This is a genomic window from Sulfitobacter sp. 1A12056 (genome assembly GCF_043558125.1).
Lineage (GTDB): Bacteria > Pseudomonadota > Alphaproteobacteria > Rhodobacterales > Rhodobacteraceae > Sulfitobacter > Sulfitobacter faviae.
This window is the reverse complement of sequence record NZ_JBIFFY010000006.1, coordinates 207,577-217,809: the sequence shown is the minus strand read 5'-3', so window position 1 is coordinate 217,809 and position 10,233 is coordinate 207,577. Positions and strand designations below refer to the sequence as shown.

Sequence of the window (10,233 nt, the reverse complement as noted above, 5' to 3'; positions counted from 1 at the left end):
CTGACGTCGAACGCCCGGCACGCCAGCGCAATGCTGACCCCCTTCATCGCCACCGCTTTCACGGCCAACTCTCGGCGTTGAGCTGGCCGCTTCATTTTTTTCCGAGCGCCTCCTTCAGCAGGTCGTTTTGCATGCTGACATCAGCAAACATACGCTTCAGGCGGCGGTTCTCCTCGGCCATCGCCTTCATCTCGCTGATCAGGCTCGCATCCATACCGCCATATTTGGCCCGCCATTTGTAAAGCGTGGCACTGCTCATGCCATGTTCACGGCACAACTCGGCAGCAGGAACGCCGCCTTCCATCTGGCGCAGCACGCCCATGATCTGGGCCTCGGTAAAACGTGTCTTCTTCATCGGAATCTCCTCGTTCATCCTGCCGAGAAAATTCTACTTCCGCATCCCCTTAACATCGGGGGGGATTACCGAGGGACCATGGCACGTCGATGGTTCTATCTGTCGAAAAATACGGCGGGTCGGATTGAAGATGTAAGCATCTTGGGGCCGCGCAACATCCTACTTAAAGACGGAAGAGCTTTCCTTAAGTGGCAGCCCAAGAAGGCAGGTTCAAAGGAAGTCATTGTTCCACTGATGAGAGAGCTCGCGGAGGAGCTTGAGGTCGGGCCACAAGACGCAGATACTTTTATGCTTACATCAAGAGGCAAGCCTTTCTCGACAAAAAAATCCTTCAGTAATCGGGTTTCCAAGTGGGTTGTTCAGTCAGGGCTGACTCGGGATGTTGAGGTGGAAGACAAAAAAACCGGGAAGAAGGTTATCGAAAAAAGAGCTGCGCTCTCCCAGCATGGGATTCGTAAGGCAACTGCCCACGAGTTGGCCCATTCTGGTGCGAGTGTTTACGAGATTGCGGCACGCCTATCTCATTCCGACGTTAAGTCATCCGCACCCTATGTGCAGGACGTCGATCGGGAGAGGCTGAGCGTGGCCAGTTTTGACCGCGCAGAAAAGGCGCGCGACAGCAATGGTGTCCCATGCCCTGAAAATCGTGGGACACAAGAAGGCAAAAAGTCCAACGATATAAGGAAATTTGAGAGTAAGTGGCAGCCCGTAGGGGAATCGAACCCCTCTTTCCAGGTTGAAAACCTGGCGTCCTAACCGATAGACGAACGGGCCACTCTTTTGTCATGTCAGTGCAGCGTTTAGTGTGTGCTGCTCTGTCTGTGAGCGGACGTTTAAGTAATACTGCGGGGGGCTGCAAGCGGAAAAATGAAGTTTCTTCAGAAAAAGTTTTCAGGCCCGCGCCGCGTCCTCCAAACGCAGTTGAACGGTGCGCCGACCGCGGAAATTGTTAATGTCGAGACGGCCTGCGAGGTGGAAACGCGCGCCGCCGTGGTTTTCCAGCGCGGGGCCGAGGGGGCCGTCGTAGGCGCCAAAGGAAATCGCCTCTAGATTCGCGCCGAGGCCGTCGCCAAAGCTCACTTTCAGGTGGTTCTCGCCCACGCGTTTGGCAAAGCGGATTTGCATGTCCGCAAAGGCATAGCGCGGGGCAGGGGCGCCGGCGCCGAAGGGGCCGGCTTGGTCGACCATCTCGGCCAGCTCCACGGTGGCTGCGCCGGGCATCATCATGCCGCAGAGGTTGAGGTCGGCGGGGCCTGCCAAATGCGCGCCCTGTTTGGTGAGCAATTCGCCCAAGCGCGCCATCGCCGCGTCGATCTTGTCTTCCGCCACGGTCAGGCCTGCGGCCATCTTGTGCCCGCCGCCCTTGATCAGCAGCCCTTCGGCGGCAAGGCGTTGGATTGGCGCGCCGAGGTCGATGCCGCTGATCGAGCGGCCCGAGCCTTTGCCGATGCCGTCTTCGACACCAATGACGATGGAGGGGCGGTTGGCGGCTTCTTTCAGGCGCGAGGCGACGATGCCCACCACGCCGGGGTGCCAGCCGGGGCCGGCGGCCCATGCCAGCGGCCCGTCAAAGCCGCGTTCTTCGGCCTGTGCCATGGCGCTGGCGCGCACGGCGGCCTCAACCTCGCGGCGGTCGGTATTGAGCTGGTCGAGGCGTTCGGCCAATGCGGCGGCCTCATGCGGGTCGGCGGTGGCCAAAAGCCGTGCGCCAAGGTCGGCTTGGCCAATGCGCCCGCCCGCGTTGATGCGGGGGCCGAGTAGAAATCCGAGGTGATAGGCCGTGGGGGCCGTGTCCATCCGCGCCACATCCGACAGGGCGGCAAGACCGGGCCGCGCGCGCCGGGCCATGACCTTGAGCCCCTGACGCACGAAAGCACGGTTGACGCCGGTGAGTGGGGCCACATCGGCGACAGTGGCCAGCGCCACCAAATCGAGCATCGCCATCAGGTCCGGCCCCTTGCGCCCCGCTTCGCGCAATTGCCGCCCCACTTCGACGAGCATCAAGAACACGACGGCAGCGGCGCAGAGATGCGCCAGCGTGCCGTCTTCGTCCTGTCTGTTGGGGTTCACCACGGCCAGCGCATCGGGCAGCGTTTCGCCGCCAAGGTGGTGGTCCAACACGATGACATCCGCGCCCTTGGCGGCGGCGATGGGGCCATGGGACAGCGTGCCGCAGTCGACGCAGACGATCAGGTCATGCTCAGCGGCGAGGGAGGCCATCGCCTCGTCATTGGGGCCATAGCCCTCGTCGATACGGTCAGGGATATAGAGCGTTGCACGGTGGCCCATGTCGCGCAGCCAGACCAGCAGCAGCGCGGCGGAAGAGCCGCCGTCCACGTCATAGTCCGCGAAAATCGCGATGCGTTCGCGGTTTTGCAGGGCCGAAAGAAACCGCGTCGCTGCCGCCTCCATATCGCGCAGGGAGCGGGGATCGGGCAGCAGGTCGCGCAAAGCGGGGGCCAGAAAGCCCGCCGCTTGGGTATCGACCACGCCGCGGCGCGCCAGCACTTGGCACACCGGATCGGGCAGGCCCGCGCGCTGCACCAGCAGTTCCGCCGCCCGGGTCAGTTCCACGTCAGGACCGATCCAGCGCCGCCCGGTCAAAGATGTTTCGACACCGAGAAAGCTCATGCGGACCTCATTTGGCCGTTATGGAAGGGGGTGGGGAGGGCCAGTCTGGCCCTCACTCCGCCGGGGTGCGGTAGTTGATGCGGCGGACCGAACCGGTACGCGAGCGCATGATCAGCGTCTCGGTAGTCAGCCAGCCCGGCTCGCGTTTCACGCCCGGCAGGATGTTGCCGCCGGTGACGCCTGTCGCGGCAAAGATCACGTCTTGGGTGACCATCTCGTCGCGCGAATAGATGCGGTCGAACTCGGTGATCCCGGCCTTGGCGGCGCGGCCCTTTTCGTCTTCGTTGCGGAACAGCAAGCGGCCATACATCTGCCCGCCCATGCATTTCAGCGCCGCGGCGGCCAAGACGCCCTCGGGCGCGCCGCCTTGGCCCATATACATGTCGATGCCGGTTTCGGGGTCGGCGCAATGCATCACGCCCGCCACGTCACCATCGGTGATCAGACGGATGGCGGCACCGGTGGCGCGGACCTCGGCGATCATGTCGGCGTGGCGGGGGCGTTCGAGGATGCAAACGGTGATGTCGGACGCCGCGCAGCCCTTGGCGCGGGCCAGCGCTTCGACACGCTCACCGGGGCTCATGTCGAGGGTGACGACATCGGTCTCGAAGCCTGGGCCGATGGCGAGCTTGTCCATATAGGTGTCCGGCGCGTGCAGCATGGAGCCGCGCGGGCCCATGGCGATCACGGTCAGCGCGTTGGGCATGTCCTTGGCGGTCAGCGTGGTGCCTTCCAGCGGGTCCAGCGCGATGTCCACGCCGGGGCCCTTGCCGGTGCCGACTTCCTCGCCGATGTAGAGCATCGGGGCCTCGTCCCGCTCACCTTCGCCGATGACCACGACGCCCGCGATGTCGAGCATGTTGAGCTGTTCGCGCATGGCGTTCACGGCGGCTTGGTCGGCGGCTTTCTCGTCACCCTTGCCGATCAGCTTGGCCGAGGCCAGCGCGGCGGCTTCGGAAACGCGGGCGAGGCCCAGAGAGAGCATGCGGTCTTGGAATTCGGCGGAAGCGGTCATGGAGTATCCTTGGGTGCAATGTGTTTTCTGTCCTGTACCCTCGCGCGGGCCTCGGGGCAAGTTTTGGGTTGTGGAAGGGGCTGCCGCTTCAGCCGAAACTGCCACCCCGGCCCGGGAACAAGCCGTAGGCGCCGGGCCATCGCCTGCCCGCCTTGTCACGCCGAAGGCGTGCCCGTCTATCTAGGCGCACCTTTGGTGCGACAGGGTAGGCGATTTGGTGGGGCTGGGTGCGCCCCGGCGGGCGCACATTAGGGTTGAGCCATAAAGTGGCACGAAGCACCGTCTCATCGCCCGCCCGCGGGCAGGCGATGGCTCTCAGCCTCAGACCTCTTCGATCCGGAGCGCCACCGGTTCACCGGCCAGCACGCCCGTCTTGTCCATATTCGCCAGCGCTTCCAGCAGCGCGTCGCGGCTGGTTTTATGCGTCACGATCAAAACCGGGGCAGAAGTGTCGGAATGCTCATACTGGCGCATCCGGTAGATGCTCACACCCGCTTCGCCCAGCACCGTGGCGATTTTCGCCAGCGCGCCGGGTTTGTCGACCAGCGCCATGCGCAGATAGTAGGGGGCGGGGCGTTGGCTGCTGGCGGGGATGGTTTGCTCAAGCGTTCCGGCAGGCTGGCCAAAGACCGGCCCGCGCAACCCGCGCGCGATGTCGCAGACATCGGCCATCACGGCGCTGGCCGTTGGCCCTTCACCCGCACCGGCACCGCGCAACACGATCTGGCCCACGGCATCGCCTTCGATCACCACCATATTGGTGCCGCCATCAAGCTGCCCCAAAGGCGATGTTTGCGGCACGAGGCAGGGCATCATCCGCTGCTCCAGCCCGCGGCCGGTTTTCTGGGTCACGCCCAGCAGTTTGATCTTATAACCCATGTCGGCGGCGGCGCGGATGTCTTCGATGGCGACTCGCTCAATCCCCTCAAGCTGGATGCCGTCAAAGTCGATCTTGGTGCCAAAGGCGATGGAGGACAGGATCGCCAGTTTATGCGCCGCGTCGATGCCGCCCACGTCCAATTGCGGATCGGCTTCGAGATAGCCCAGCCCATCGGCCTCGGCAAAGATCTCTTGATAGGTTTTGCCCGAGTCCTCCATCCGCGTCAGGATGTAATTGCACGAGCCGTTCATCACCCCCATGATCCGGGTGATCTCATTCCCGGCGAGCCCCTCCATCAGCGTCTTGATGACCGGGATGCCGCCCGCCACAGCCGCCTCATAGCGCAGGGCCACGCCCGCGCCCTCGGCCTGTTCGGCCAAGGCTTGGCCATGGATCGCCAGCATCGCCTTGTTGGCGGTGACCACATGCTTGCCCGCCGCCAGCGCAGCTTCGGTCGCGGCCTTGGCGGGGCCATCCGCGCCGCCCATGAGCTCGACGAACACATCCACGTCGTCGCGGGTGGCCAATTTGACGGGATCGTCTTCCCAGTCATAAGACGCAAGCGACAGTCCGCGGTCCTTGTTGCGCGTGCGGGCCGAAACCGCCGAGACCGTCATCGCGCAGCCGGTGCGGGCCTCTAACAGGGCGGCCTGTTGGCGCAGAATGCGCAGCACACCCACGCCCACGGTTCCCAATCCGGCAATCCCGAGGCGAAGCGGCTTAGACATGGCGGTGGTCCTTCTGGTCTGATCCGAAAGGCCCGGCAGGCGGGGCCGGGCATAGCCGCGATGTAGCGGGTTCGGCGCCTGCGTGCAACGCGCATACGCATCACGGGGATGCCCGTTTATTCAGCGCTTTCGCTGTCCTCGGCGGCTTGGCGGGCGCGCTGGAGTTCGGCAGCACGCGCCCTGAGCCGCGCCACCCGCGCGGCACTGGCGGATTGGGCGCTTGTGCGGCTGACGCGCGCCGCGCGGGCTTCAAGATTGGCCGCACGCCCCGTGAGCGCCGCTTCGGTCCGCGCAGGGTCGATCCGCCCGGCGGTGGCCTTGGCCAGAAGCGGGTCGATCGGGACCAGATCGGGGTAGGGGGCGGCCTCCAGTTCAGGCGTGATGGTGCGGTCGAGTTCGGGAAACTGCGTGCAGCCCGCCAGCAGCGAGACGCCCAGAAGCAGGGCGATGGTTGAAAGAGGGCGGGGCGGGCGCGCTTGGGTCATGCCTCGTTCTGCCCCAGCCGTGATCTTCGCGCAAGCGGGGTTTGCTTTTGAACGCTTGTTCATTAAATTGCCGCCATGGCAAGAACCACAGGCTCCCACTCCGATATCACCGGCCCGCGTGTCCGCGCAGCCGCGCTGCGGCTTTTCGCACGGGGTGGCTATGCCGCTGTGTCGATGCGCGCCATCGCCGCCGAAGTCGGCGTGCAGGCCGGGGCGCTTTATAACTACACGCCCGACAAGCAGAGCCTGCTGTTTGACCTGATGCAGGCGCATATGACCGACCTGCTGGCCGAAACACCCCATGACCCCAGCCGCCCCGCCATGCAGCAGTTGCGGGATTTCGTGGCCTTCCACATCCGGTTTCACGCAGACCGGCCCGATGAGGTTTTCATCGCCTATATGGAGCTGCGCAATCTGACGGAGGAGAATTTCGCCGTGATCGAGCGCCTGCGCCGCGACTATGAGGACCGGTTAGAGACGATCCTGCGCGCCGGGGTGGCGAGCGGCGATTTCGCCGTCGCCGACACCAAGATCGTGACGCTGGCGATTATCGCCATGCTGACGGGGGTGAACACTTGGTACCGCGCGGGCGGACGGCTGTCGCTGGACGAGGTCGTCGCACAATATTGGGATATGGTGCGCAAGGCCGTGACCGTCTGACCGGCCACGGCCCTTTGGGTCAATGGGCGGGGCGGATGAAGGTCCCGTTGTTGAGGTCGCGCATCGCCTGCTGTATCTCGGCACGGGTGTTCATCACGATCGGCCCATGCCATGCGACGGGCTCTTCAATCGGCGCGCCCGAGATCAGCAGAAAACGCACGCCTTCCTCACCGGCCTGCACCGTGACCTCATCGCCGGTGCCAAAGCGGATGAGCGTGCGGTCCCCGGACATGTCGCGGATGTTGACCTCCTCGCCGGCGACCTCTTTCTCCAGCAGCACGCCCGAAGGGGCGGAGGCATCGGCGAAAGCGCCCGCGCCTTGGAAGACATAGGCAAAAGCCCGGCGGTAGGTGTCGATCCGAAAGGTCTTTTTCACGCCCGCAGGCACGAAGATATCCAGATACTGCGGATCGGCCGCGATGCCGTCGACGGGGCCGCGTTTGCCCCAGAACTCGCCCGTGATGATCTTGACCCTTGTGCCGTCGTCATCGGTCACCACCGGGATCTCGGCGGATTTCATATCCTGATAGCGCGGCGCGGTCATCTTCTGGGCCGAGGGCAGGTTGCCCCAAAGCTGGAAGCCGTGCATCTGCCCCTTGTCGTTCCCGCGCGGCATTTCTTGGTGCAGGATGCCCGAACCGGCGGTCATCCACTGCACGTCGCCCGCGTTCAGATCGCCGGTGTTGCCGAGCGAATCTGCATGGGCCACAGTGCCTTCGAGCACATAGGTAATCGTCTCGATCCCGCGGTGCGGGTGCCAAGGGAAGCCTTTCTCGAAGTCGCGCGGATGTTCGTTGCGGAAGTCGTCGAACAGCAGAAAGGGATCAAGCTCCGACGGGTCGTGGAAGCCGAAAGCGCGGTGCAGTTTCACCCCGGCGCCTTCCATCGTGGGCGTGGCGCGGCGGGTTTCCAATGTGGGTCTGAGGGACATGATGCTCTCCTTTGCAGTTGCTCGGAAGATAGGGGGCGGCGGTCACCTCAACAATTGGCCCCGGCGAACGGGGCCTGTGCAAATTTGCGCAGCTTCAGCAGTTCGGCACATTCACCGCCAACCCGCCGAGGGAGGTTTCCTTGTATTTCTCGCTCATGTCCGCACCCGTCTGGCGCATGGTCTCAATACAGGCATCGAGCGGCACAAGATGCGTGCCGTCGCCGCGCAGCGCCAGAGAGGCCGCCGAGACCGCCTTGATCGCGCCCAGGCCGTTGCGCTCGATACAAGGCACCTGCACCAGCCCTTTCACCGGGTCGCAGGTCATGCCGAGGTGATGCTCCAGCGCGATTTCAGCGGCGTTTTCGATCTGCTGCGGGGTGCCGCCCATCACGGCGCAGAGCCCGGCGGCGGACATGGCGGCGGCGCTGCCGACTTCGGCCTGACAGCCCGCCTCGGCCCCCGAAATGGAGGCGTTGTATTTCACCAGCCCGCCAATCGCGGCGGCGGTGAGCAGGAAGTCTTCGATATGCGCCTCTGACGCGCCGGGCACATGGTCGAGGTAATAGCGCAAGGTCGCCGGCATCACGCCTGCGGCCCCGTTGGTCGGCGCGGTCACGACCTGCCCGCCCGCGGCGTTCTCTTCGTTGACGGCCATGGCATAGACGCTCATCCAATCGTTGATCGTATGCGGGGCGGATTGGTTCTGTCCGCGCTCCGCCATCAGCGCGTCGTAGATGCCCTTGGCACGGCGTTTCACCTGCAACCCGCCGGGCAGGGTGCCCTCGGAGGTCAGCCCCCGGTCGATGCAGTCGCGCATGACCTGCCACAGCCGTTTCGACCCGGCGCGCAGGTTCTCGGCCCCGCCGCGCGCCTCTTCATTGGCGCGTTTCATGCCCGCGATGGTTTTGCCGGATTTGGCCGACATCTCAAGCATTTCCGCGGCGGACTTGAAGGGGAAGGGCACCGGCGCGCCCTCATCCGTGTCCTTGCCTGCGGCGAGTTCCTTTTCGGTCATCACGAAGCCGCCGCCGATGGAATAATAGGTCTCGCGTAAGGTCACGTCGCCTTGGGCATCGGTGGCCATCAGCATCATGCCATTGGCATGGCCCGCAAGTTTGGTGTCGTAGTCAAAGATCATGTCGCGCTCAGGGTCGAAACGCAGTTCGGGCAGACCGTCGACGTTGATGCGGCGGGTCTGTTTGATCTCTTCCAACACCTTTTCGGCGGCATCGGCGTCATAGTCCTCGGGCGTGAACCCGGCGAGGCCGAGGATCGTGGCGCGGTCGGTCGCATGGCCGACGCCGGTAAAGGCGAGACTGCCGTGCAGCGAGGCGCGCAGCCCGGCGAATTGGAAGGGCGATGCGCGCATCTGGTCAAGGAAACGCCCCGCTGCCACCATCGGCCCCATGGTATGCGAAGACGAGGGGCCGATGCCCACTTTGAACATGTCGAAGACCGAAAGAAACATCAGATGGCGGACCCTTTTATGGTTGCGGGTGGCGGGCGCGGTGGGACGGGTATCGCCCAGACCTCTGGCGCATTGCAAGCGGCCTGGGCCCAATCCAACCATTTCCCGCCGCCCCGTGGCGCGTCTAAAGCGACAGGCCGTGCGCTCTGCCCGTCCTGTCGGCGTGCGGCACCGCCAAAAACCGCCGACTTGCCCCTCGCACCCTATGCCAATTCGCCCTATAACGCGGCAAACGCCTGCAAGGGAGCACCCGATGTCCGGAGACCTATCACCGATCGACAAGGCCAAATTCGTGGCCGCGAAACGGGCGTGCGAATTCGTGGAAGACGGGATGCGCGTGGGGCTTGGCACCGGATCGACGGCGGCGTGGCTGGTCCGCTGTCTGGGCGAGATGGTGCGCGACGATGGGCTGCGGATCAAAGGCGTGCCGACCTCCTCGCGCACCGCGCAACTGGCGCGGGATGTGGGGATCGAGGTGATCTCTCTCGATGAGGCGAAATGGCTCGACCTGACGATTGACGGGGCGGATGAATTCGACGGTGACCTGAACCTCATCAAGGGCGGCGGCGGGGCCTTGCTGCAAGAAAAGATCGTGGCGACGGCCAGCGACCAGATGGTGGTGATCGCCGATATCGGCAAAGAGGTGCATCATCTGGGCGCATTCCCCCTGCCGATCGAGGTGATTCCCTTTGGCTGGCAGACTACGCAGGCGCTGGTCGAAGAGACGCTGATCTCGATGGATGTGCTGGGCCAAAGCTCGACCCTGCGGATGAATGGCGAGGTGCCTTTTATCACCGACGAGGGGAACTATATCCTAGACCTGCGGCTGGGGCGCATCGGCAACGCACGGCAATTGGCGCTGGTGCTGAACCAGATGCCCGGCGTGGTGGAAAACGGCCTGTTCATAGATATCTGTGACGCGGTTGTGATCGGTTACGGGGATGGCAGGGTAGAGGTGCGCGACATAAATGAAGGCACCGTGGCGACCGACCGTTTGGAATTCGTCGAGACCGACAACCTGTTTTCCGACCTGAGCGATTAACGCCGACACAGCGAGACACGCGCGACCCCGCGCAACAC

8 protein-coding genes, 1 tRNA gene and 2 pseudogenes are annotated in these 10,233 nt (G+C 64.1%); 3 read left to right on the top strand and 8 right to left on the bottom strand.

Annotation, left to right across the window (positions count from 1 at the left end):
* Positions 1-355: pseudogene (locus ACGYLD_RS13145) on the bottom strand (transposase); the annotation flags it as partial.
* Between ACGYLD_RS13145 and ACGYLD_RS13140 the strand changes: the two are divergent.
* Positions 263-904 (top strand): annotated as a pseudogene (locus ACGYLD_RS13140) (tyrosine-type recombinase/integrase); the annotation flags it as partial. The pseudogenes ACGYLD_RS13145 and ACGYLD_RS13140 overlap by 93 nt on opposite strands.
* Positions 905-1,054: 150 nt before the next feature.
* On the opposite strand, the gene ACGYLD_RS13135 reads toward ACGYLD_RS13140, so the two are convergent.
* The 5 genes from ACGYLD_RS13135 to ACGYLD_RS13115 form a co-directional block, all read right to left on the bottom strand.
* Positions 1,055-1,129 (bottom strand) — tRNA-Glu (locus tag ACGYLD_RS13135).
* 117 nt (positions 1,130-1,246) lie between these two features.
* Positions 1,247-2,986, bottom strand: coding sequence for a single-stranded-DNA-specific exonuclease RecJ (gene recJ, locus ACGYLD_RS13130; protein WP_271693325.1), 1,740 nt, complete (start codon positions 2,984-2,986; stop codon positions 1,247-1,249).
* A 52-nt stretch (positions 2,987-3,038) separates the two neighbouring features.
* The gene (glpX, locus tag ACGYLD_RS13125; protein WP_209218967.1) at positions 3,039-4,001 is read right to left on the bottom strand and encodes a class II fructose-bisphosphatase; all 963 of its coding nucleotides are present in this window, start codon (positions 3,999-4,001) and stop codon (positions 3,039-3,041) included.
* A gap of 321 nt (positions 4,002-4,322) precedes the next feature.
* Entirely contained in the window at positions 4,323-5,609 is a 1,287-nt protein-coding gene (locus ACGYLD_RS13120) for a homoserine dehydrogenase (RefSeq protein WP_271693326.1), read from the bottom strand.
* A gap of 116 nt (positions 5,610-5,725) precedes the next feature.
* On the bottom strand, positions 5,726-6,094 hold the full coding sequence (locus ACGYLD_RS13115) for a hypothetical protein (RefSeq protein WP_271693327.1): 369 nt from the start codon (positions 6,092-6,094) through the stop codon (positions 5,726-5,728).
* A gap of 75 nt (positions 6,095-6,169) precedes the next feature.
* Here ACGYLD_RS13115 and ACGYLD_RS13110 point away from each other — a divergent pair, with 75 nt between their 5' ends.
* Positions 6,170-6,754 (top strand): TetR/AcrR family transcriptional regulator, encoded by a 585-nt coding sequence (locus tag ACGYLD_RS13110; RefSeq protein WP_271693328.1) that lies wholly within the window; start codon positions 6,170-6,172, stop codon positions 6,752-6,754.
* 19 nt (positions 6,755-6,773) lie between these two features.
* On the opposite strand, the gene ACGYLD_RS13105 is transcribed toward ACGYLD_RS13110, so the two are convergent.
* Complete coding sequence (locus tag ACGYLD_RS13105; RefSeq protein ID WP_067266199.1) at positions 6,774-7,685, bottom strand: pirin family protein; 912 nt, start codon at positions 7,683-7,685, stop codon at positions 6,774-6,776.
* Positions 7,686-7,779: 94 nt separating this feature from the next.
* Positions 7,780-9,153, bottom strand: a complete 1,374-nt coding sequence (locus ACGYLD_RS13100; RefSeq protein WP_168612716.1) for an L-serine ammonia-lyase — start codon at positions 9,151-9,153, stop codon at positions 7,780-7,782.
* Positions 9,154-9,406: 253 nt separating this feature from the next.
* On the opposite strand from ACGYLD_RS13100, the gene rpiA reads away from it, so the two are divergent.
* The gene (rpiA, locus tag ACGYLD_RS13095) at positions 9,407-10,195 is read left to right on the top strand and encodes a ribose-5-phosphate isomerase RpiA (protein WP_067266197.1); all 789 of its coding nucleotides are present in this window, start codon (positions 9,407-9,409) and stop codon (positions 10,193-10,195) included.
* Positions 10,196-10,233: the final 38 nt, after the last annotated feature.